The sequence below is a fragment of the Methylobacterium brachiatum genome, assembly GCF_020523825.1.
In the GTDB taxonomy this organism is placed as follows: Bacteria; Pseudomonadota; Alphaproteobacteria; order Rhizobiales; family Beijerinckiaceae; genus Methylobacterium; species Methylobacterium brachiatum.
Map to the genome: position 1 here is coordinate 111,801 of NZ_JAJALK010000003.1, position 22,458 is coordinate 134,258.

Consider the following 22,458-nt stretch of genomic DNA (forward strand, 5'->3'; position numbering starts at 1 on the left):
GAGCCGGGGATAGGGCCAACCGAGATGTCAGCCCCGCTCCCGAGGGGCGCCCGGCGGAAACAGCACGATCAGCATCATCGCGAACTTCGCCAGCATGGTCGTTTTTCCCGCCAGACCCTCGAAGGTGTTGACCAGGATGACGAAGGTCAGGATCGGCAGCCAGACCCCGCGCCGGCAATGCCGGGCGATCTCGGTGAGGTAGAGGCCGACCGCCACCACCAGCAGCGTCGTCACCAGGATGCCGTGGTAGAGCACGTCGGAGACGATCGAGTTCTCGATGCCCCATTCCAGGCCGTAGATCCGCCGCAGGGTGCTCACCTGCAGGAGGTCCGGGGCCAGCAGCAATTGCCGGAACGGGATCGCGTCGAAGATCGCCAGCATGTCGACCCGGGCCTGGGCGCTGCCGCCGTCGGAGACGAACCGGCTCAGCAACGTGTCGAAGAAGCCCACCGCGGCCAGGACGGCGACCATCACGGGCAGCGCCGTCAGCACGAAGCAGGCGCAGGCCGCCCCGATTAGGGGAATCCGGTTGCTCCGCAGGGTCCGGTTGAGGGCGAACAGCCCGACGAGGCCGCCGAGCGCCAGGGTGGTCACGGTGGCCGAGCGGCCGCCGAAGGTCACCAGGGCGACGAGTTGCACGGCGATCATTCCGGCCCGGAGCGCCGGGCTCAGCCGGCCCCCGCCCTTGGCGAGCGCCAGGATGTAGCAGGCGGTGAGCGTCGCGTTGACCAGCGGATGGCCCTGGAGCGCGGCCGAGCGCGTATCGGTCTCGAACGCCATGCCGTCGAACCGGAACGGGAAGAAGCGCTGGCCGCTGGCGAACTCGAACAGGCCGAGCATCGCGTTGGCGAGCATCATCAGGTGGAAGACGGTCTCGATCCGCCGCAGGGTCGCGGCGTCGCGATCCATCAGCAGGATCGGGATCAGGCCGGCCAGCACGAAGGTGTCGATCGAACCGGCCAGTCCCGTGCCGCCGCGGGCGGCGATCAGCACGAGGAGCAGCACGCCGCAGGTCGCGAGCAGCACGCAGGCCGGGCGGCGGTTGAGCGCCTGCGCCACCGGGATCACCGGGTTGCCGGCGCGCAGCATAGTCCAACCGACGAGCGCCACCGCCATGTAGGTCGCCGGATGGATTTTCGACGGCGCCGAGCCGCTGATCCCGTCGTAATTGAGACCGAGCGCCCAGAGCAGGCCGCCCGACACGCCGACCAGCACCACGGTCAGCAACACGAAGGCCAGCGATTCCGCGCGGGCCAGGCCCGCGCCGGGCCGCGACCGCGCGGCCAGCCGGTGCGCGAAGCCTGCGGGCCGCGCCGTGCTCACGCGCTGCGCCGGTCGAGCAGCAGGGAGCCCGAGACCGGCCGACCGAGGGCCTCGGAGGTGTCGACGAGATCGATCAGGTCGCGCTGGCGGGTGGCGCCGTTGCAGACGACCAGCAGCAGCCGGTCCGCCGCCGCGGCGATCGGGCCGAGCCGCAGGTTCTCCGACAGGACGCCGCCATCGATCAGGACCAGCTCGAACCGGCCTTTCACGCCGGCCAGGAAGCGCTCGATATTGGCCGGCACCAGCGCGTCGCGGATCGGCTTCTGGGTGTCGCCGAGCCCGATCCGCCGCGCGCCGGTCTTCGGATCGACCTGCGTCACCGCGTTGAGGCTCTGCTCGCCGCGCAGCACGTCGAGCAGGCCGGCCGAGCCGCCGCCATCGGCGCGCAGATCCGCATCGACCAGAAGAACCCGGTCACCGCGCCCCACCGCCACCGAGGCCAGCAGCGCGATCACGGCCCGGCGCTCCGCCGCCTCGGCCTCGCCCGAGGTCACCAGAAGCGCCAGCGACCGGCCGCGCGTTCCCTCCGCGGTGGCGAGATGGTCCAGGGTGAAGCTCGCGGCCGCGGTGCTGGCCCCACCCGGCTGCAGGCCCGGGATCACCGCGACGACGGGGGCGTTCGACAGCCGCTCGAGCTGGCGCGGCGACAGCACCGTTGGCTCCAGATATTCCCGGGTGAGCGCGATGCCGGCGCCGAGGCCGAGGCCGCCGGCGAGGGCGGCGGCGACCAGGATCAGGCGCGGCGGCCAGCTCGCATCCTGCGGCGGACGGGCCGAGGTGATGATCCGGGCATTCGAGCTGTCGATGCCGGATTGCTCCTTGATCTCGCGGGTGCGGACCAGGAACGTGTTGTAGACGGTGCGGGCCGCCTCGACCTCCCGCTCCAGCTCGCGCAGCTGGACGGAGGATTGCGAGGTCACCGCGGATTGCCGCTGCAACTTCTCCAGATCGGCGGCGAGCGAGCGCTCGTTGGCCTGGGCGCGCTGGTACTCGGTCTCGGCCGCGCCGGCGATGCGGTTGAGCTCGGCATCGATCAGCCGGCGGACGTCCTGCATCTGCGTGCGCACGGCGGCGATGTAGGGATGGCGCTCGCCGAGATTGGTGCGCAGGTCCGCTTCCTTGGCGGCGAGTTCGGCGTACTGGCCGCGCAACCGGTCCACCGCCGAGGACTGGATGGCCTCCGGCATCGCGCCGGAGCCGATCGCCTGGCCGCGCGCGTCTTTGATCCCCTGCAGGCGCGCCTTCGCTTCGGCGGTGCGGGCCCGGGCGGCGACCAGGCGGGCGTTCGAATCGGTGAGCTGCTGCTCGTTCACCAGCCGGCCGCTCGACGCGATCAGGCCGTTCTTGGCCTTGTAATCCTCGAGCTTCTTGTCGGCGGCGTTGACGGTGTTGCGCAACTCGTCGAGGCGGCCGCGCAGGTCGCCCGCGGCGCGCTTGGCGGCGTCGGAACGGGCCTCGGTCTGGTCGGCGAGGTACGCGTTGGCGATGGCGTTGACGATCCGGGCCGAGAGGTCCGGATCCGCCGTGGTGACGACGACGTCGATCACGAACACCTTGTCGGCGCGCTTGACCGCGAGCTTGCGCCGCAACTGGTCGAGGGCCCGGCCGCGGGCATCCACCGGGCGCTCCGCCTTCGGGCCGAGCACCATCTCCCGCAGCGAGGCGACGGTGCGCGAGATCAGCCCGGCCTGCGCGACCCCGAAGCCCGGCTCGCCCTCGAGCCCCGCCTGCGCCACCGCCCGGCCCAGGACCGCGTCCGACTCGATCACCTTCACCTGGCTCTCGACCTGGGCGATGCCGCCATCCGGCGAGAGGGCGGCGGGATTGACGTCGTTGAGCACCACCTGCCGGTCGCGCGGGTCGATCAGGATCTGCGCGGTCGCCGTGTAGAGGGACGGGGTGATCAGGGCATAGGCCAGGACCAGCAGGCCGAGCACCAGGGCGGTGCCCAGCACGGTGCGCTTGCGCCGCCACAGGATGCGCCACAGGTCGCCGAACTCGGCGGTGGTGTCGGGCCGGGTCGGACCCGTCCGCTCCGGTTGTGCCGGATGGACCGGTGCGAGCCAGGTCGCCACGGCAATGTTACGGTCGATCTGTGCCACGATCGGTCACCATCGTCTCGAACTCGGTCGGTCCCTCGCGGGCCCCATCTCCTACTGCAAGAGTCGCGCAGACTGCTGACAATCCCTCAAGACTGCCGAGGGTCATCGGCGCAACCACCAATTACTCGGCGTCTGGTAAACGCCGTCAACCAAAGTCCGCTGCCTATAGGGTTATCGGTCTCGTTACCGTTTGGGAATTAGATCGGATCTGCGGCCGTTATCCGGCAGACCATCGACGGGGCGAAGGCGCTCATCATGCATGTGAGAGTTCGTCTCGACGGGGCTGAGCCGCGCCGCTGGCAGATCGCCCTGCTGCAGCGGCTCGCCGGCACGCCCGGCATCCGGACCGTGAGCGTCGACGCGGCCGTCGTGCCGGACGGGTGGCCCGACACGATCGAGCTGCTGTTCCGGCTCGAGGCGCTGATCCACCGCCTGCCGCGCCTCGGCTCCGAGCGCCTGCCGCCGACCGCCCTCGACCCGTGGCGGCGGCCCGACGCGAAGCCGGACGTGATCCTCGACCTGTGCGGCGATCTCCCGGCCGGCCCGGCAACCTGGCAGCTAGCCTATGACGGACGGCGCGGCGACGACGCCCTCCTGGCGAGCCTGCTCGCCGGGGCGGTCCCCCGGCTGACCCTCGTCGCGGCGGGGACCATCGTGGCCGAGGGCCGGCTCGGCACCGACCGGCCGGGCATCCTGCTCGCCGGCGTCGACGACGCGCTCGCCCGGACGGTGACGCTGATCGCGGCCGCCCTCGGACGCCGCGCCGCCGGGCGCAGCGAACCGCCCTCGGTCGCGCCCCTGCCGCCCTCCGACCCGGGGCGGACCCTGTCGGGCGGCGAGCTCGGGACCCGGGCCGCGCGGATGATCGCGGGCGCAGTCATCCACCGCCTGTACCATCTCTGCTACCGCGCCCCGCACTGGCGCTGCGGCTGGCGGCGCCTCGACGGGCCGGACCTGATCGACCTCGGGCGCCATCCCGAGGCCGGCTGGACCGACCTGCCGGATGACGGCCACCGCTTCTACGCCGACCCGTTCCCGCTGGCCTTCGGCGGAAGCACGCACGTCTTCGTCGAGGAATTCCCGCACGCCACCGGCAAGGCGATCATCTCCGCGGTCCGCTTCGGCCCGGACGGCCCCGAGGGCACGCCCGTCCCGGTGCTGGAGGAGCCCCATCACCTGTCCTACCCGTTCGTGTTCGAGCGCGACGGCGAGGCCTGGATGGTGCCGGAAAGCTCCGCCTCCGGCACGGTCGATCTCTACCGCGCCACCCGTTATCCCGGCGGCTGGGTGAAGGAGGCGACGCTGCTCTCCGGCGTGGTCGCCAGCGACGCGACCATCCTCGAAAAGGGCGGCCGCTGGTGGATCTTCGCCACCCTGCGCGATGCCGTCCCCGAGGCGGCCGCCGGGTCCGGATCCTATCACGACGCGCTGTGCCTCTGGTCGGCCCCCGATTTCCGCGGCCCCTATACGCCGCATCCGGCCAATCCGGTGCTGATCGATCCCGCGACCGCCCGGCCCGCAGGGCGCATCGTCGAGCGCGGCGGACGCCTCATCCGCCCGGTCCAGGATTGCGCGACGGGCTATGGCCGCGCCCTCGGGCTGGCGCGGATCGACCGCCTCGACCCGGAGGGCTTTTCGCAGACCCTGATCGGCCGCATCGAGCCCGGCCCGGCCTGGCCCGGGTCTCGGCTCCATACCGTGAACACGGGCGGCGGCATCGAGTGCATCGACGGCTCGGCGCGGGCCCCGCGGATCCATTTTCCCGGCCGCGTCTGACCCGGCGCGCGAGCACTGCCTCCGCTGCCGGCGGCCACGGTACAGCCTGAGGCGAGGGCGGCTTTAGCCGCCAAAACGGTATCCGGCCCTCGACGCCGACCCGTTCTGGTGGATAACGCAACTTATACCTGATTCAATTCGCCGGAACTAATTGCATAGATTGTATTTTGGCTTGAGCGTCTCTGATATCGAAGGCTCCCGACCGATCGGAGTGGCGATTTCATGAGTGTGAGCGCGACGATCCAGCCCGACACGCACGCGCGCAGCGCCCTGAATGCCCGGCTCGTGCGGATCGCCGCGGTCGCGGGCATTCCGGTGGAAGCGTTCTTCTCCGAGCCGACCTCGGTGGCGCATGCCGGCCTGATCGAGCTGATCCGGCTCTGGGACGCCGCTCCGACGGAAACCGTGCGGGCCGAGATCCTGGCCGGCACCCGCGCCGTCGTCGCCGGGGCGGCCGACCGGACGCGCTGACGGCGTCCGCCGGATGCAGGCCACCGGGCCGGTCCCGGCCTGAACATTTCGGTCCGTCGGGCCCTGGCAGGAACCCCACGAGATCGCTACATTGCGAAGGCGGGGCTGCAGAGTTCGTCAGGAGCACTTTCCCCGGGGCCTTATCGACTCCCTCGGGAGCTGTCCCTGGCCTCGTCCCTGGACTTGGCCAACACGGCGCCCACCTACTCTGTAGGTTTCCCGGGATCGATCCTCCAACGGCTCACGTGGCTCCGCACTCTCTTTCTCCTGAAGCCGACCCCGCCAAGACGGATGCGGCGCTCAAAGCCCGGCTGCGCGGCGCGGCACTCGCCGCCCGGGACGCGCTGGAGCCCGCCGCCCGGCACGCGGCGTCCGCCGGGATCGTGCAGGCGCTCCTCGCCCTGCCGGAGCTGGCCGAGGCGCGGCTGGTCGGCGCCTTCTGGCCGATCCGCAGCGAGGTCGATCCGCGCCCGGCCGCCGAGGGCCTGCTCGCCCGGGGTCAGCGGGTCGCGCTGCCGCACGTCACCCCCGAAGGCCTGATCTTCCGCGAATGGCGGGCCGGAGATACGTTGGTCGCCGGCCGCTTCGGCCTCAGCGAGCCCGACCCCTCTTTGCCGCCCGTGGAGCCGGACGCCCTGATCGTGCCGCTCGCCGCCTTCGACGGGACCGGCCAGCGCATCGGCTACGGCCGCGGCTACTATGACGGCGCGATCGCGCGCCTGTCCCGCACCCGGCCCGTGCTGACCGTCGGGGTCGGATTCTCCGTGCAACGGGTTGATCGCGTGCCGGCCGAGCCGCATGACCGACCGCTCCAGTTCGTGATCACCGAAGCGGGCGTGATCCGGTTCGACAGGAAGTCCTGATCCATGCGGCTGCTTTTTCTCGGCGACGTGATCGGTCGCCCGGGCCGTAGCGTCGTCTGCGAGCGCCTGCCCAAGCTGCGCGAGCGCTGGCGTCTCGACTGCGTCGTCGTGAACGGCGAGAATTCAGCCGGCGGCTTCGGCATCTCGGAGACGATCTGCGACGAGCTGATCCAGGCCGGTGCCGATGCCGTGACGCTCGGCAATCACAGTTTCGACCAGCGCGAGGCGCTGGTGTTCATCGCCCGCCAGCCGCGCCTGGTACGGCCGGCGAACTACCCGCCCGGCACGCCCGGCCGCGGCGCCACCGTGGTGGAGACGCAGGGCGGCGCCCGTGTGCTCGTCGTCAACGTGATGGGGCGGGTCTTCCTCGACGCCATGGACGACCCGTTCACCGCGGTGGAGCGCGAGCTATCGGCCTGTCCCCTCGGGGCCGCCGCCGACGCCGTGGTGGTCGATGTGCACGCGGAGGCGACCAGCGAGAAGCAGGCCTTCGGCCATTACCTCGACGGCCGTGCGAGCCTCGTGGTCGGGACCCACACCCACACGCCCACGGCCGACCACCGGATCCTGCCCGGGGGCACCGCCTACATGTCGGATGCCGGCATGTGCGGCGACTACGATTCGGTCATCGGCATGCAGAAGGACGAGCCGATCCGCCGGATGATCCAGAAGACGCCGGGCTCCCGCTGGGAGGTGGCCGGGGGCGAGGCCACGCTGTGCGGCGTCGCCGTGGAAACCCAGGCGGACGGCCTCGCCACCCGGGTCGCGGCGGTTCGCCTCGGTCCGAATCTCGAAGAGAGCTGGCCGCGGTTCTGGGAGTAGAGGCGGATCGACGGCAGCCCGCGCAGGGTGCCGGGTGTCCCGGCATGGCACAGGTCCGGAACTTCGGCGGTCCGCATCCGTAGATTGCAGAGACCCCCGAATCCAGGGACCTCGCCAAGGGACCGCGCCATGCCGCAGATGTTCGACTGGATCTTCTTCGCCATCATGCTCCCGTTCCCGGCCTTCCTGGTCTGGGATTGGTACCAGCACCGCTAGCTCGCGCGGTCCGAGGCCCTTCGGCGCCGCGCCTCGGTGGCGTGCTACGCCGGATAGGCGGCTTGCGCGGGGCGTGAGCCGGCGCGGGTCGGACGATCGGAGCCGTCACCCCTTCCGGGGGGCTCGATCGCCGCACAAGCGTGACCGTGGAGAGACTTGATCGCGTGCAGGGCTACCCCCACAGTGGCCACGACGGATCCCGCCCGCCGGCGGCTTCATGGTGAGATCAGGCTAGAGCGACCGATGGCCGCCCGCGACGACAACGAGAATAAAATACAGCCGCTGGCACGGCCCGGGATCTATCTCGGGCGGATGGTGATCTTCCTGATCCTGGTGGGCTTCCTCGCCTTCATCCTGTTCAAGCAGATCACGCCCGCCTTCCTGGCCAATCCGGGACTCAACGGGCTGATCCTCGGCGTGTTGCTGATCGCGGTGCTGATCGCCTTCGGGCAGGTTTTTCGGCTGTACCGCGAGGTCAGCTACGTCAACGCGGTGGCGAGCGGCGGCCAGGCCAAAAAGCCGCCGGCCCTGCTGGCGCCCATGGTGCCGATGATCGCCGCCCGGAAAACCGGGGCGCTTCTGCCGGGAACTTCGGGCTATCTCGACACGATCGCGGCGCGCCTCGACGAGGATCGCGAGATCCTGCGCTACATCGCAGGCATCCTGATCCTGCTCGGCCTGCTCGGCACGTTCTGGGGCCTGATCGACACCCTCTCGGCGGTGGGCGGGGTGATCAAGGGCATGCGCGGCGGCGGCGATGCCGGGGTGATGTTCGACGAGCTGAAATCGGGCCTGGCGGTACCGCTCTCGGGAATCGGCCTCGCCTTCTCGGCCTCGCTGTTCGGCCTCGCCTCCTCGCTGATCACCGGCTTCCTGGAGCTGCAGGCCAGCCAGGCCCATGCCCGTTTCCACAACGAATTGCAGGATTGGCTGCTGTCCGGCGCGTTGGCGGCCGAGACCGAGGGCGCCGCCGCGATCCGGCCGGCCGCCGGCAACCAGGATCTCAAGGAGGCGATCGAGCGGTTGACCGCGATCGTCTCGGAGGGCGGGGGCGGCCGGGCCGCGACGCTCGCCATGACCAACCTCGCCGAGGGCATCCAGGGCCTCGTCCAGCATATGCGGGCCGAGCAGCAGATGATCCGCGACTGGGTCGAGGCGCAGGCGAGCCGTGAGCGCGAGCTGAAGCAGGTGCTCGACCGGCTGGGCCGGGAGCGGGTGTAGTGGCCTCGACCGCGGCCCGCTCCCGACGCTCCGTCAATGTCTGGCCGGGCTATGTCGATGCCCTGGCGACGCTGCTGCTGGCGGTGGTCTTTCTGCTCACGGTCTTCGTGGTCGGGCAGTTCTTTCTGTCGCAGGAGCTGACCGGGCGGGACGCGACTCTGGTCAAGCTCAACCGCCAGATCGCCGATCTTACCGACCTCCTGGCCCTCGAGCGCTCGAACCGCCGCAGCCAGGAGGACGAGGTCCGCAGCCTCCGCACCACCCTGGCCGGCGTCGAGGCCGAGCGCGATCAGGCGAAGTCCCAGGCCGAGGCCGCGACCGTCAGCCAGGGCGCCGCAGGCGCCCTCGACAAGCAGCTGGAGGCCGAGCGCGGCGCGACCAAGCGGGCCCTGTCCCAGGTCGATCTGCTGAACGAGCAGATCAGCGCCATGCGCCGGCAGCTCGCCGCCCTCGAGGATGCGCTTGCCGCCTCCGAGACCCGGGACCGGGAATCCCAGGTGCGCATCGCCGAGCTCGGCAGCCGGCTGAACGTCGCCCTGGCCCAGAAGGTCCAGGAGCTAGCCCGATACCGCTCGGACTTCTTCGGGCGCCTGCGCCAGATCCTCGGCAACCGCCCCGACATCCGGGTGGTCGGCGACCGCTTCGTGCTGCAATCCGAGGTGTTGTTTCCCGGCGGCTCGGCGACGCTCAAGCCCGAGGCCGGCCCCGAGCTCGACCGGATCGCCGGGGCCATCGCCGACCTCGCCCGGCAAATCCCGGCGGACCTGCCCTGGGTCCTGCGGGTCGACGGCCACACCGATGCGCGGCCGATCAACACGTCGCAATTCCCATCGAACTGGGCGCTCTCGGCGGCCCGGGCCATCGCGGTGGTGCAGTACCTCGCCGGCAAGGGCATCCCGCCGCAGCATCTCCTGGCCGGCGCATTCGGCGAGTTCCAGCCCCTCGACGCCGGCACGACCGAGGAGGCCTACGCCAAGAACCGCCGGATCGAGATGAAGCTCACGGAGCGGTAGGGTCGGCGGACCGACGCTTTCCATCGACCGCTCTGGTGCCCGGTAAGGTCAGGCACCGGGCGGGGAGCGGCCCTTGCGGCATCCGCCTTTCGGGATCCCTTGTCCGAGTCTTGGACGTCCGATTCTGCGTCCAGGATAGTCGTGCGATCATCGTGCCTCGCCCGATATTCAATCCGGGCTCGCAAAGCTATTGTTTATTCGATCGCCAATCGTGAATAATGATCGGTCGAATTTGACCGGCGGTCAGATCATTTAACGGCGGATTAGCCATTTCGACGTATCGTTGACGGCGAGGCGGGGATGGTTGCACCGATGTCCAAGCTGACCCTTTCCAGATGCGCGTCTCTCGTCGCGATCTTCGCGGTGCTCGGCGCGCTGCTCGCCGCCGGGCCCGGCTGGGGGCGGCCATCACCGTCCGCAGCAGCGACGTTCGAGCCGGGAGTCCTTGCCGGCCTGGTCGCTCTGGCCCTGGCGATGATCGGCGGCTGGTGGCTGGCGCGGTCCCGGTCAGCCGCCCCCCGGGGCGCTGAATCCGCCGGCCTTCACGGCCTGCGCTTGGACGCGTCCGGGGCGGCGATCGCATTCCGGCAGGCCCGGGAGGCCGACGCGGTCGCGGAGGCGGTGCGGATCTTCCAGCACGGGCTGGTCACTCTGAGCGTTCAGCCGGCCCATCCGACACCCGCCGACACGATCGACTCTCTCGCCGAGATGACCGCCCAGGCGAGTGTGATGGCGCTGCGAGCCACCCTCGCGGCCGCCCAGGCGGGTGGGGGGTTCGCGGCGGCTGCTACCCGGGCCAGGGAACTGTCCGAGCAGGCCGCGGCGGTATCGGACGTGATCGCGGCTCAGGCGCAGCGGGTTGCGGGTGCGCCCGATCAGGACCTGTCCGGTATCGATGGTATCGCGGACCCGATCCGGGCGCTCCGCGCGGCCTCGGCCTCGCTGGCGGCCACGGCGGCGCGGCCGGACTCGCCCCCGGCCGAACCCTCGTCCGGCCGGACCCACCGCCTCGGCCGCAGCATTCGCGCTGCCTGAGCCATCGGGAGCCGGGGCCGTATCAGGCTCCGCAACCGGCCAGCGTGTCCTTTGTCGGCGAAGATCCCGGGTGCGCCGCCGGTCATCAGGAACAGCACCGACGATCCCGCCGGTTAGAGGCCCGTGCGTACGCCGTTCAGCTGCCGCCGAGGGGACGCATCAGCCCGTCCAGGGGCTCGATTGGGGTCGGCTGCGCGAGAACGGCAGGCTGGGAAGCGCGCGAGGTCCAAGTGGAGGCGGATCACCGCGGGCTTCTCCACCGCGCGCCCATTCCCGCCCCTCGCCGGCGCGGCGCACATCTGTCATCCGCGCCCGAGACCCGCGGGGAAGGCTTCCGCGCCGCTTATTCGGCGGCGGGCATGCGTTCGCCGCGGATGCGAAGACCCTTGCCGCGGGCGGTCTCGTCTAGGGCGTCGGTGAATTGCAGGCTCGCGAGCTGCGCGTAGAGCGCGCCCTGGGCCAGCAGGCTCTCGTGGGTGCCGGTCTCGACGATGCGGCCGTCGTCGAGGACCAGGATGCGGTCGGCCGCGCGGATCGTGGCGAGCCGATGGGCGATCACCAGGGTGGTGCGTCCGCGCATCAGCGTGTCCAGGGCGGCCTGGACCGCGCGCTCGGATTCGGCGTCCAGCGCGGAGGTCGCCTCGTCGAGGAGCAGGATCGGGGCGTCCTTGAGGATCGCCCGGGCGATGGCGATGCGCTGGCGCTGACCGCCGGAGAGGGTGACGCCGCGCTCGCCGACCTGGGTGTCGTAGCCCTGCGGCAGGGCGGTGACGAAGCCGTGCGCGTTGGCGAGGTCGGCGGCGCGCCGCACCTCGGCCTCGCCGGCCTCCGGGCGTCCGTAGCGGATGTTCTCGGACACGGTCCCGGAGAACACCACCGGGTCCTGCGGCACCAGGGCGATGCGGGCGCGCAGGGCCTCCGGGTCGACCTGGGCGATGTCGGTGCCGTCGACCAGAACGCGGCCGCCCTGCGGATCGTAGAAGCGCAGGAGCAGCTGCAGCACCGTCGACTTGCCGGCGCCGGACGGGCCCACGATGGCGATGCGCTCGCCCGGAGCGGCCGCGAAGCTCAGCCCGTCGAGGGCGGCGTGGCCGGGGCGGGTCGGATAGGCGAAGCGCACGGACTCGAAGGTCACGGCGCCGCGCGCCGGCTCGGGCAGCCGCGACGCCGGGACGGGCGTGCGGATCGCCGGCTCGGCCGCCAGGATCTCGGTGAGCCGCTCGGCCGCGCCCGCCGACATGGCGAGGTCGCCGTAGACCTCGGAGAGCTGGCCGAGCGCGCCCGCGCCGAACACCGCGTAGAGCACGAATTGCGAGAGCTCGCCGCCGGTCATGGTGTGGTTGAGGACGCCCTGCGCGCCGTACCACATCACCCCGACCACCGAGGCGGAGATCAGGAAGATCGCCACGCCGGTCAGCAGCGCGCGGGCCCGGATCGAATCGCGGGCGGCGGCATAGGCCTCCTCGGAGGCGGCGGCGAATTTCGCGGCCGTCGTCCCCGAGCGCCCGAAGGCCTGCATGGTCCGCACCGCCCCGACCGCCTCGGCGGCGTAGGCGGAGGCGTCCGCCAGACGGTCCTGCGCGGCCCGGGAGCGCCGCCGCACGCCGCGGCCCGAGACGATCAGCGGGAACACGATGACGGGAATCGCCGCCAGCACCATCACGGAGAGCCGCGGGCTGGTGATCACCATCATGGCGGTCGCGCCGACGAACAGGAACAGGTTGCGCAGCAGGATCGAGACGGAGACGCCGAAGGCCGACTTGATCTGCGTCGCGTCGGCGGTGAGCCGCGAGACGATCTCGCCGGATTGCGAGCGGTCGAAGAAGGCGGGATCGAGGATCGTCAGCCGGGCGAAGACGGCGCTGCGCAGGTCCGCGACCACGCGCTCGCCGAGGGTGACCACGGTATAGACCCGGGCCGCGCTCGACAGTGCGAAGGCCGCCACGACCCCGAGCAGGGCCAGGAAATAGGCATCGATGACGTTGGCGCCGTCGGCCGTGAAGCCGTGGTCGATCACCCGCCGCATGGCGATCGGCACCACCAGGGTCGAGGCCGAGGCGCAGATCAGGGCGAGGATTCCGGCGGCGATCCGCCCGCGGTAGCGCAGGGCGAAGGGCAGGAGCGGCCGGAGCGCGCTCAGCGGTGCCTTGGGCCGGCCGGAAGCGGCCGCTTTCGTCTTACGGGCCATCACGCCTCACGCGTCTCTTCCCACCCGGTCCACGGCGCTTGTTCCGGGAGAGAGCCTGCGATATACGCCGCCCCTCATCCGATTGCGCGTGTTCAATGGCCGCGGGCCGCCACCACGGTCGGCTTGGACGTGCCGTTGCCACGAACCTACGGTTCGGTGCAACCGCTGACACCTTCCGCATTCCGGGCCGGGCGGCGCCTCCTGCGCTCCCCGCCGGCGTGCCAGAACAGGAACGACAGGTCATGGCGAAGGACGCGGCCGCAAAGGCCAAGGGGACCGAGCACCCCGACTACCACTTCATCAAGGTCGTGATGACGGACGGCACCGAGTACCGGACCCGTTCGACCTACGGCAAGGAGGGCGACACCCTCAACCTCGACATCGATCCGCTCACCCACCCGGCCTGGACCGGCGGCGAGCAGAAGATGCTCGATCGTGCCGGGCGCGTCTCGCGCTTCAACTCGCGGTTCGGCAATCTCGGCAAGCGCTGATCCCCGGCGGATCAGGCGGACCCGAATCACAACGGGCGGTCCCTCGCGGGGCCGCCCGTTTCTGCTTGCGCGCTTGTCACGCCACCCCGCCTGGGGCGGGTTTTTCCCGTAAAATCCGATCGCAAATTTTCCGGCCGGGCGGCGGGTTTGGTCCACATGATCACCCGCCGAAGAAAATAATCTTTTGATAAGACGCGCCGCGACGGCTCTCGCCGGGTTGGCCTGTGCGAGGGGCCTCTTTTCCGGCCAAGCCGCGCCATCGTAATGTCCGCTCCCGTCGATGATCGGACCGCGCAACGATCATCGGTCGTCCCGATCGCATATCGATCCGGTCGCGGTCGTTCTTCCCGGGTGATCGTCGGACGGTCTTCGAAGCGTCCCCGAGAGACCCAAAACCATCTCAGGCGCTCGAAAGCTGCGAGCGCCGTTTTCGGGGTCGTCTTCCATGAAACGCTGGCTGTCGTCCGCCCTCGCCATCCTGCTCACCTTTGCCGCCCCGGCCTTCGCGGCCGAGAAGATCAAGGTCGGCATCATGAGCGATTCCGAGGATGTCTGGGCGAAGGTGAAGGCGATCGCCGCCAAGGACGGGCTCGATCTCGACCTCGTCGTCTTCTCCGACTACCTCGTGCCGAACGCTGCCCTCGATGCCGGGGACATCCAGGCCAACGCCTTCCAGCACAAGCCTTTCCTGGAGAACCAGATCAAGGCCAAGGGCTACAAGATCGTGCCGGTCGCCGACACGATCGTCTCGCCGATCGGCCTCTATTCCCGAAAGGTGAAGGCGGTCGGCGACCTGAAGACCGGCGCCGCGATCGGCATCCCGAACGACCCGTCCAACGGCGGTCGCGCCCTGCTGCTGCTGCAGGCCCAGAAGCTGATCACGCTGAAGGACGGCGTCGGCATCCTGCCCACGGTGCTCGACGTCACCGCCAATCCGAAGAAGCTGCAGTTCCGCGAGATCGACGCGGCCCAGCTGGCGCGCAGCCTCGACGATCTGGACGCCGCGGTGATCAACACGAACTACGCCGTCGAAGCCGGCCTGAAGCCGGGCAAGGACTCGATCGCGATCGAGTCGTCGGTCAACAACCCCTACAACAACTTCATCGCTGTGCGGGAGGCGGACAAGAACGCCTCCTGGGTGCCCAAGCTCGTCCACGCCTACCAGAACGACACGATCCGGGCCTACATCACGCAGAACCGGCCGGGCGAATTGCCGGCCTTCTGAGCCCCGCGCCCGCGGTCGGAACCCCCCGGGTCCGGCCGCGCGGCCGCGCTCAGCCCTCGCCCAGGCGGAACGCCATGCGCAGCAGGCCCTGCTGGGCCGCCACCGGGCTCTCGACCGGTGCCGGCGTCGGACGGTCGTCCGCGATCAGCGAGTCGAGGTGGAGGATGCGGGCGTGCAGGCGCCGTGCCCGCATGATCAGCTGCTGTAGGCGCACCGGCAGCAGGTTGAAATCCGACTGCTTCGGCGGCTCGGCCTTGCCGAGCTTGACCCGGTGCTTCTCCTGCAGCGCCTCCGCCGGGGTCATCTCGCCCTCGGCGACCGCGCGCTGGACCAGCAGCCACGACGCGATCTGCATGAGCAGCGTGGTCAAACGCATGCTCTCCGCGGCGTAGCTCAGCGTCGCGTCCCGGGAGACGAGGCGCGACTCGTCCCGGCCCTCGCCGTCGAGATAGGCCGCCGTCTCCTCCACGAGCAGCATGCCGTCGCGGAACAGCGTCTTGAACGCCACGGAATTGACGTAGGTCTTGCCGAAATCGACCCAGTCCCGATCGTCCCGGAACGTGACATCGAAGCCGTTCATGTGCCTCTCCTGTGCCGCCGACGGGCCTAGCCGTCCCGGACCGGGACATTCCGGCCATGGCTCCCGGACGACGCAGCAATCCTAGCGCCGAACCGCGGCCGCATCAGGGTTAGATCTTTTTTAACCTTAACGACCGGGCCGATGGTTAAGATATGGCGCTCGTCGTCGCGTGCAAGCATTCGAAAGGAGACCTCGACACCGCCGAATACGCGGTGCCTCCGGCCGATCTTGGAACCGCTTGCGTGCAGGGCCTGCCCGCCCTCAACTGCTGGGCGAGGGCGGGCCAGATCAAGCGGCGTGGACTGTCCCGAAACACGCGCAGCGTGTCCCCGCCTCCGGGGCGATCGATGTCTGCTAATGGTGATGCTGGTGGCCGCCGCCCGGTGCGCTCGCGCCGATCGGCGCCACCGAGAACGTGACCGGGACGGTGCCGGCGCGCTGGAATGTCAGCGTCCCGGCCACGGTATCGCCGGCCTTGGGCGCGCCGGTCAGGCCCTCGAACATCAGGTGATAGCCGCCGGGCTTCAGCTCGACCGTCTCGCCGGGCTTGATCGTCAGGCCGCCCGAAACCGGGGCCATCTTCATCACGCCGCCCTCCATCGACATGGAGTGGATCTCGCCGGAGGTCGCGAACGGCACCGAGGCGCCCGTGAGCGTGTCGGGGGCCGAGCCGGTGTTGACGATCCGCACGTAGCCGCCCGCGACCTTGGCGCCGTTCGGCGTGGCGCGCAGCCAGGGCGTGTCGATCGTGAGATCGCCGGCCTTGACCGGCGCCGCCTCCGGGGCCGCCTGCGCCGTGCTCGCGAACAGGCCGAGGCCCAGCAGGGCCGTGCAAAGGATCTTCATGGGCATGCTTCCGTCCTGACTCGTCTAGCAATCGGTCCGCCCGCGACCGCGGCGGCGACCTGAGGCGCGGGCCGTGGGCTCCCGGCGCGGCCAGCCCGGACCGCCCGACGGTGGCATCTCTGCCACACCGTCCCGCGGGTGACAGTTGTCGCCGCGCCGCAGCCAGTCGTCAGGTGCGTTGGCGCACGCCGATGCCACAATCCGGCCCCTTCGATAGGGAGTCTTAAGGCCATCCCGACACCGTGGCGACCGGGTAGACCCGCTCTCGCCATGAACTGACGAACTCCGGACAAGAGCCAGCGACTGATGCGCACCAAGGCAACAAACCGGTTCACCGCCATCCTGGGCGTCGCCGCGCTCGGCACGCTCGGGCTCGGCGCCGCCGAGGCCCGAGACCAGGGCAACTATGCCCAGGCCGAGTGGGCGCAGGATTACGCCTCGCCTGCCGGCATGCAGGTGCAGCGCGAGACCGTGCCGATCCTGTCGCCCCAGACCGTGGCGGCCACCGAGCAGATGGTCGAGCGCTATCGGGAGATCGTCAACCGCGGCGGCTGGCGTCCGGTCTCGGGCGCCGAGCGCCTGCGCGTCGGCGCGAAGGGTCCGGCAGTGGCCGCGGTGCGCCAGCGCCTGATCGTCACCGGCGACCTCGATCCGGCCGCCGGCGGCTCGGGCGTGTACGATTCCTACGTCGCGGCCGGCGTGAAGCGCTTCCAGGCCCGTCACGGCCTCAGCCAGACCGGCGCGATGAGCCTCGCCACCCAGCAGGCGATGAACGTGCCCGCCGACGTGCGGCTGCACCAGCTCGAGACCAACGTCGTCCGCCTGCGCTCCTATTCGGGCGATCTCGGCCGGCGCTTCGTGATCATGAACATCCCGGCCGCCCTGGTGGAGACCGTGGAGAACGGCCAGGTCGTCACGCTGCACGCCGCCGGCGTCGGCAAGATCGACCGCCAGTCGCCGATCATGAACACCAAGGCGACGCAGATCAACTTCAACCCGACCTGGACGGTCCCGGCTTCCATCGTGAAGAAGGACCTGATCCCGAAGATGCAGAAGGATCCGAACTACCTCACCGACAACAAGATCCACATCCTGTCGGGCAATGGCGAGGTCTCGCCGCGCTCGATCAACTGGAACTCGGATGAGGGCACGCGCTACACCTACCGGCAGGAATCGGGTGCCGACTTCAACTCGATGGGCATCGTCCGCATCAACATCCCGAACCCCTACGGCGTGTTCATGCACGACACGAACACCAAGGGCGTGTTCGGCGACGATTTCCGCTTCATCTCGTCGGGCTGCGTGCGCGTGCAGAACGTGCGCGAGTACATCACCTGGCTGCTGAAGGAGACCCCCGGCTGGGGCCGTGAGCAGGTCGAGCAGGCGATCGAGAGCGGCAAGCGCGTCGACGCCAACATCGCCCAGCCCGTGCCGGTCTACTGGACCTACATCACCGCCTGGGCGACCCCGGACGGCCTCGTGCAGTTCCGCGACGACATCTACAAGCGCGACGGCGTGAACGTGCCCTCGACCATCGGGGCGCCGACCCCGGTCGCCAGCGCCGAGCCGCTGCCCCAGACCTTCGAGCCCGGCGACGAGGAGTAAGCGCTCCGCGCCTCGGCCCGACGGCTTCATCCGAGGCCCGCATCCCATCCGGGGTGCGGGCCTCGTGCGTTTCGGGGCCGCGCTGTCATCGGGCGGTCAAACGCCTCTGCTTGGCCTTTGCCGCCGAGCAGGAGCCCCCGATGTCGCGCGATTCCAATCCCGCACCCGCACGCCTCACCCGCCGGGAGACCGTGGCCGGCGCCGCCGCCCTCGGGCTCATCGCCGGCCGCGCCGGGGCGCAGGAATCCGGGGAGGCCACCGGCATCGTCTATGCCGTCCCGGCGCCCGGCGCCGACCGCGCGCCGCTGCCGGGCGTGCTGGTCTCCAACGGCCGCGAGGTCGCGCGCACGGACGGGCAGGGGCGCTATCGTCTGCCGATGCCCGGGGACGGCGCGGTCTTCGTGATCAAGCCGCCGGGCTACGCCCTGCCGCGCGATGCCGACAACGTGCCCCGGCACTCCTACATCCACCAGCCCAACGGCACGCCGGCGAGCCTCGGCCTGCGCTACCGGGGCCTCGCACCCACCGGCCCGCTTCCGGCCTCGATCGACTTCACCCTGACCCGGGTCGACGAACCCGCGGATTTCGACGTGATCCTGTTCACCGATCCGCAGCCGGAGAGCCGGTTCGAGCTCGACCATGTGCGCGACACCGCGGTCGCCCGGGCGATGACCATCCCGGCGGCGTTCGGCCTCACCACCGGCGACGTGCTGTTCGACGACCTCTCGCTCTACGGGCGCTCCAACCGCATCGTCGGCCGGATCGGGCTGCCCTGGTACAGCCTGCCCGGCAACCACGACCTCAACATGCAGGCCCCGGACGCGCGCTACAGCCGCGAGACCTGGAAGCGCGTGTTCGGCGCGCCGAGCTACGCGTTCCGGCACGGGCGGGTGCTGTTCGTCATGCTGGACAACGTGGAGTGGATGGGGCCGCCGGTTCCCGTGGGGGCCAACACCTACCGGGGCCATATCGGCGAGCGGACGCTCGCCTTTCTGAAGAACCTCCTGGCCGAGATCCCGCCGGACGACCTGATCGTGCTGGCGACCCACATCCCGCTGCTCACCGATACCGGCGACGACCCGCGCAGCGCGACGATCGACCGGGCGGTGCTGCTCGACGTGCTGGCCGGCCGCAAGGTGCTCAGCCTCGCCGGCCACACCCACACCACCGAGCATCACTACCCGGCGGACGGGCACCACCACCACGTGATGACGGCGGTGTCGGGCTCGTGGTGGAGCGGGCCGGATACACGGACCGGCATCCCCTCGGCCGACAGCCGCGACGGCACGCCGAACGGCTTCCACGTGCTCTCGATCCGCGGCACCGACTACACGACCCGCTTCGTCCCCGCCCAGGGCGAGCCGGACGCGACGATGCGCATCGCCTTCGAGAGCGAGTTGCGTCCCGCCGCCCCGGAGATCGTCCGGGCGAGCCATCCGATGCAGGGCCTGCGCCCGCCGGTCCCGCAGGAGGCGCTGGCCTCGACCAACCTCGTGGTCAACGTCTTCGACGGCGGCCCGCGCACGACCCTGACCGTGGGGATCGGCGACCGGGCGCCGGAGCCGATGGTCCGTACCCGGCGGCTCGACTCGTTCGTGACCGAGCTCTACGCGCGGTACCCCGAGACCAAGAAGAGCTGGGTCCAGGCGACGCCCTCGACCCATATCTGGACCGCCCGCCTGCCGGACGACCTCCCGCCCGGCGCCCACCGGGTCACCGTGGCGGGGACGGACGAGTACGGCCGTCCGATCCGCGCCTGCGCCGTCCTCGAGGTGACCGGCGACGGCGCGCGCGGCTGACAGTTCACGTCGGCGCGGCCCGGGCTGGCGATCGCGATGTCTGCATCGCGGTCGAGGCGGCTTCGATCGCCGTCGCGATTCCGGCGATCAGGGCGGTGGTGACGAGCGCGGTCTGCCACAGACCTTGGACCGGGTGGCCGAACAGGGTCCGGCACGTGAACAGCGCCAGGTTCGAGGCGACCAGGTAGATCAGGACATGTCGCCCCGGGCTCGTCATAAAGCGGGGGAGGGCGACGCGCCGGACGATCGCCATGCTGGCCGCCCGATAGAGCAGGAGGAACAGGGCCGGTCCCACGACCCACAGGGTCGAGGGCGGGAAGCGGGCGGGCGGGCGCTCGGCCGTCATCGCCACGGCGAGAAACCCGTAGGTCGCCAGGGCGGCAAGGCACAGCGCGAGGCGGCCGAACGGTTCCGGCTTCCCGGCATAGAAGGCTCCGAGAAACAGCCACATCGCGTAGGGCGCGAGCGGGAAATACGTGGTGTTCGGCGCGCTGAACAGGATCCTCAGCCAGGGCAGATCGAAGGCCTCGATCTGGACGCATCCGGACAGGGCCGAGAGGGCCAGGCCCAGGGCCAGGATCGCTGGCTGCGCGGCGAGCGGGCCGAGCCATCGCCCGATCCCGATCATCGCGAGGCTCAGGACGAAGAACGAGGCCAGGAACTCGCTGTGGCCGGGCAGGTCGGTCAGCGTCACGACGCCCAGGATCCGCGTGCCGGACCAGCCGGTTCGCTCGATCAGCAGCAGATGCGCGATGCCCGACAGGTAGAAGGCCAGCAGGATTTGCGCGGGGCCCTTGAGCCGGGCCCAAACCGTCCCGGCCCGATCCCTGCGGCGGGACAGGGCCGTTCCCCAGCCGAACGCGAACAGGAAACCCGAGAAGCTGATGAGGTTGATAACGTTCGACAGGCCTTCCGCCAGCCTGTCGCCCGGCGCCTGAACGATCTGGACGACGTGGGCGAAGATCATGCCCGTGACGAGAAGCGTCTTGAACACATCCAGATCGAGGCACCGATTCCGGCGTTCATTCCTGCTGGACAAGCGGGCCCCTCGGACAACGGCGGACGCCGTGATGCGCTGCCGTGAGCGTCGCCGCCCCGTGTAAAGATGACGTGTCCGAACGGGGCGGCCTGCTTCGTCCCGGTGTACGATCCGTCAATGACCGCGGACCCTGGTCATTCGCGCCCGCCTCGCCGGCAGGCTCCTCCGAGGGGGGCGCCCCGGACCGGGCGGAGCCGATCCCGGGGCGGTTGCGCGGACCGGATGTCAGGCGGCGAGCTGCCGGGTGCCGTGGCCGCCCTCCTGCACCTCCTCGACGATCTTGGCGCAGAAGGCGTCGAGATCGCCCGGGTTGCGGCTGGTGATGATGCCCTGGTCGGTCACCACGGCCTCGTCGTGCCAGCGGCCGCCGGCATTGATCACGTCGGTGCGGATCGAGGCGAACGACGTCAGGTCGCGGCCCTTGGCCGCGCCGGCCTCGATCAGCAGCCACGGCGCGTGGCAGATCGCGGCGACGACCTTGCCGGAGGTGAGGAAGCTCCTGATCACCTCCAGGGCCTTCGGCTCCAGCCGGAGCTTGTCCGGGTTGATCTGGCCGCCCGGCAGGACCAGCGCATCGTATTCGGCGGGGTCGACGCGCTCGAGATCGATGTCGACCGCCACCTCCTTGCCCCAGTCGGTCTTGTCCCAGCCGCGGATCGTGCCCTTGCTCTCGCGCGATTGCGGCGCGGCCACCGAGACGGTGGCGCCGGCCTCGGCGAGCTGGGCGTGCGGGACGGTGAGTTCGCTCTCCTCGAAGCCGTCAGTGGCGAGGATCAGGATCTTGGCTTGGCGGATATCGGGCATGGCGGGCCTCCTTGATGGGGGGTCTGCCCGGTCAACGGAGGTGCCTGGGCGCTGTTCCGCGCCGCATCGGATCCGGGCTTCGCCTGCGGAACCCCCGGAGGGGCGGCCCGTTGATCCGGCATCCCGAACACCAGCAGGAGACGCGCCATGGCCAATCCCGGCGTTCCCGATCCCACGCCCGGCGATCTGCCGCCGCCGCCCCCCTTGCCCGAAGACGAGCCCGATATCGGACCGACCGGACCGCGCACGCCCTATCCGGTGAACGATCCCGGCGTCGGCGAGCCCGGCGGCCCGGGCTCCGAGCCCGACGTCTTCCCCGGATCGCCGACCGATCCCGGCACGCGGATGTGATCCGGCGGGTTCAGTGACCGCCGTGCGAGGTGCGTACGTCGCGCGGCGCGCTGAGGATTTCCGAGAGGCTCGTCACTACGTGGCGGGCCTCTTCGTCCGTCAGGCGCAGCTGGAACGGCGGCAGCGCGCCGGCCTGGAGCGCGACCACGGCTTGGCCTTCCTCGTCGGTGCCGATCTCGATCGCCGAGGACGTGACGTCGAGCATCGCGACCTCCTCGTCGCCCAGGCCCTCGGTCAGGTCGGGCTCGTCGGTGTCGTCGATCGCCGTGAGGAGCTGCCCGACGGCCCGCACCAAAGCGCGGGCGGCGCGGGCATCCATCACCACTGCCGTCGCCTGATCGTCCTTCTGGAAGGAGAGCTGGATGTTCGCACCGTCCAGCGAGACCGAAATGCCTGCCATGTATCGTCCGGGAGCCACGCGCCTTAACTGTCTGTCCGCGTTCCGTATATGCAACGAGAACGCCGGAAATCACAGGGGGCGTCGCGCCGCTACGGTTGGCCCGCCGGGCCTGCGACCGAGAGGCCGCGCCCGAAACGCCTTGTTGCCGCCGCAGCCAGCGCCTAAATAGAGCCTCGGGGGGCTTTCCCATCGAGACCGGCGCTTTCCAACGCCCGGCGTCTCGCGCCCTGCCACACTGGCCAACCCAGCAAGACCGTGGTGCATCGCGCGGCTTTTTCGCCGTGCGCA

At 70.4% G+C, this 22,458-nt stretch carries 20 protein-coding genes, 1 other RNA gene and 1 pseudogene; 14 read left to right on the forward strand and 8 right to left on the reverse strand.

Going from position 1 to position 22,458, the window contains the following annotated elements:
• Nucleotides 1–27: 27 nt before the first annotated feature.
• Together LGR69_RS07570 and LGR69_RS07575 are read right to left on the reverse strand one after the other, a co-directional pair.
• Nucleotides 28–1,323, reverse strand: a complete 1,296-nt coding sequence (locus LGR69_RS07570; protein ID WP_230365656.1) for a VpsF family polysaccharide biosynthesis protein — start codon at nt 1,321–1,323, stop codon at nt 28–30.
• Nucleotides 1,320–3,425 carry a GumC family protein gene (locus tag LGR69_RS07575; protein ID WP_230365657.1) on the reverse strand — a complete coding sequence of 702 codons (2,106 nt, stop codon included), beginning with the start codon at nt 3,423–3,425 and terminating at the stop codon, nt 1,320–1,322. The genes LGR69_RS07570 and LGR69_RS07575 overlap by 4 nt, the downstream gene beginning before the upstream one ends.
• A gap of 255 nt (nt 3,426–3,680) precedes the next feature.
• Between LGR69_RS07575 and LGR69_RS07580 the strand changes: the two genes are divergently transcribed.
• The 9 genes from LGR69_RS07580 to LGR69_RS07615 all read left to right on the forward strand — a co-directional run bounded on the left by LGR69_RS07580 (nt 3,681) and on the right by LGR69_RS07615 (nt 10,842).
• Nucleotides 3,681–5,201, forward strand: a complete 1,521-nt coding sequence (locus tag LGR69_RS07580) for a glucosamine inositolphosphorylceramide transferase family protein (protein ID WP_230365658.1) — start codon at nt 3,681–3,683, stop codon at nt 5,199–5,201.
• Between the two features lie 222 nt (nt 5,202–5,423).
• Nucleotides 5,424–5,672, forward strand: a complete 249-nt coding sequence (locus LGR69_RS07585) for a hypothetical protein (protein ID WP_122162409.1) — start codon at nt 5,424–5,426, stop codon at nt 5,670–5,672.
• Nucleotides 5,673–5,771: 99 nt separating this feature from the next.
• Nucleotides 5,772–5,928, forward strand: a non-coding RNA gene (gene ssrS / locus LGR69_RS07590) — 6S RNA.
• Nucleotides 5,918–6,535 carry a 5-formyltetrahydrofolate cyclo-ligase gene (locus LGR69_RS07595; RefSeq protein WP_230365659.1) on the forward strand — a complete coding sequence of 206 codons (618 nt, stop codon included), beginning with the start codon at nt 5,918–5,920 and terminating at the stop codon, nt 6,533–6,535. The genes ssrS and LGR69_RS07595 overlap by 11 nt, the downstream gene beginning before the upstream one ends.
• Nucleotides 6,536–6,538: 3 nt before the next feature.
• Nucleotides 6,539–7,357 carry a TIGR00282 family metallophosphoesterase gene (locus LGR69_RS07600; protein WP_007565887.1) on the forward strand — a complete coding sequence of 273 codons (819 nt, stop codon included), beginning with the start codon at nt 6,539–6,541 and terminating at the stop codon, nt 7,355–7,357.
• Nucleotides 7,358–7,441: 84 nt separating this feature from the next.
• On the forward strand, nt 7,442–7,573 hold the full coding sequence (locus LGR69_RS31790; RefSeq protein WP_268868443.1) for a hypothetical protein: 132 nt from the start codon (nt 7,442–7,444) through the stop codon (nt 7,571–7,573).
• 243 nt (nt 7,574–7,816) lie between these two features.
• Entirely contained in the window at nt 7,817–8,794 is a 978-nt protein-coding gene (locus LGR69_RS07605) for a MotA/TolQ/ExbB proton channel family protein (RefSeq protein WP_230365660.1), read from the forward strand.
• Nucleotides 8,794–9,807: a peptidoglycan -binding protein gene (locus LGR69_RS07610; RefSeq protein WP_007565883.1), complete on the forward strand. Its 1,014-nt coding sequence runs from the start codon at nt 8,794–8,796 to the stop codon at nt 9,805–9,807. The genes LGR69_RS07605 and LGR69_RS07610 overlap by 1 nt, the downstream gene beginning before the upstream one ends.
• A gap of 312 nt (nt 9,808–10,119) precedes the next feature.
• Nucleotides 10,120–10,842: a hypothetical protein gene (locus tag LGR69_RS07615; RefSeq protein WP_230365661.1), complete on the forward strand. Its 723-nt coding sequence runs from the start codon at nt 10,120–10,122 to the stop codon at nt 10,840–10,842.
• Nucleotides 10,843–11,185: 343 nt separating this feature from the next.
• On the opposite strand, the gene LGR69_RS07620 is transcribed toward LGR69_RS07615, so the two are convergent.
• Nucleotides 11,186–13,030: an ABC transporter transmembrane domain-containing protein gene (locus LGR69_RS07620; protein WP_230365662.1), complete on the reverse strand. Its 1,845-nt coding sequence runs from the start codon at nt 13,028–13,030 to the stop codon at nt 11,186–11,188.
• 242 nt (nt 13,031–13,272) lie between these two features.
• On the opposite strand from LGR69_RS07620, the gene rpmE reads away from it, so the two are divergent.
• Nucleotides 13,273–13,521, forward strand: coding sequence for a 50S ribosomal protein L31 (gene rpmE, locus LGR69_RS07625; RefSeq protein WP_007565880.1), 249 nt, complete (start codon nt 13,273–13,275; stop codon nt 13,519–13,521).
• A 445-nt stretch (nt 13,522–13,966) separates the two neighbouring features.
• Nucleotides 13,967–14,746, forward strand: coding sequence for a MetQ/NlpA family ABC transporter substrate-binding protein (locus LGR69_RS07630; RefSeq protein WP_230365663.1), 780 nt, complete (start codon nt 13,967–13,969; stop codon nt 14,744–14,746).
• Nucleotides 14,747–14,795: 49 nt separating this feature from the next.
• Here LGR69_RS07630 and rcdA read toward each other — a convergent pair whose 3' ends face one another.
• Together rcdA and LGR69_RS07640 are read right to left on the reverse strand one after the other, a co-directional pair.
• Nucleotides 14,796–15,326 carry a protease adaptor protein RcdA gene (gene rcdA, locus LGR69_RS07635; protein WP_007565878.1) on the reverse strand — a complete coding sequence of 177 codons (531 nt, stop codon included), beginning with the start codon at nt 15,324–15,326 and terminating at the stop codon, nt 14,796–14,798.
• A gap of 354 nt (nt 15,327–15,680) precedes the next feature.
• Nucleotides 15,681–16,118: pseudogene (locus tag LGR69_RS07640) on the reverse strand (copper chaperone PCu(A)C); the annotation flags it as partial.
• A 360-nt stretch (nt 16,119–16,478) separates the two neighbouring features.
• On the opposite strand from LGR69_RS07640, the gene LGR69_RS07645 reads away from it, so the two are divergent.
• Together LGR69_RS07645 and LGR69_RS07650 are read left to right on the forward strand one after the other, a co-directional pair.
• A complete protein-coding gene (locus tag LGR69_RS07645) occupies nt 16,479–17,777 on the forward strand; it encodes a L,D-transpeptidase family protein (RefSeq protein WP_007565876.1) in 1,299 nt (432 codons plus the stop codon).
• A gap of 140 nt (nt 17,778–17,917) precedes the next feature.
• The gene (locus tag LGR69_RS07650; RefSeq protein WP_230365664.1) at nt 17,918–19,576 is read left to right on the forward strand and encodes a calcineurin-like phosphoesterase C-terminal domain-containing protein; all 1,659 of its coding nucleotides are present in this window, start codon (nt 17,918–17,920) and stop codon (nt 19,574–19,576) included.
• A 4-nt stretch (nt 19,577–19,580) separates the two neighbouring features.
• Here LGR69_RS07650 and LGR69_RS07655 read toward each other — a convergent pair whose 3' ends face one another.
• Complete coding sequence (locus tag LGR69_RS07655; protein WP_230365665.1) at nt 19,581–20,570, reverse strand: hypothetical protein; 990 nt, start codon at nt 20,568–20,570, stop codon at nt 19,581–19,583.
• A gap of 270 nt (nt 20,571–20,840) precedes the next feature.
• A complete protein-coding gene (locus tag LGR69_RS07660; RefSeq protein WP_230365666.1) occupies nt 20,841–21,419 on the reverse strand; it encodes a type 1 glutamine amidotransferase domain-containing protein in 579 nt (192 codons plus the stop codon).
• A gap of 147 nt (nt 21,420–21,566) precedes the next feature.
• Between LGR69_RS07660 and LGR69_RS07665 the strand changes: the two genes are divergently transcribed.
• A complete protein-coding gene (locus LGR69_RS07665; protein WP_082316915.1) occupies nt 21,567–21,770 on the forward strand; it encodes a hypothetical protein in 204 nt (67 codons plus the stop codon).
• Between the two features lie 10 nt (nt 21,771–21,780).
• Here the strand turns inward: LGR69_RS07665 and LGR69_RS07670 are convergent, their stop codons facing one another.
• Nucleotides 21,781–22,170, reverse strand: coding sequence for a hypothetical protein (locus tag LGR69_RS07670; RefSeq protein WP_007565869.1), 390 nt, complete (start codon nt 22,168–22,170; stop codon nt 21,781–21,783).
• Between the last annotated feature and the right edge of the window lie 288 nt (nt 22,171–22,458).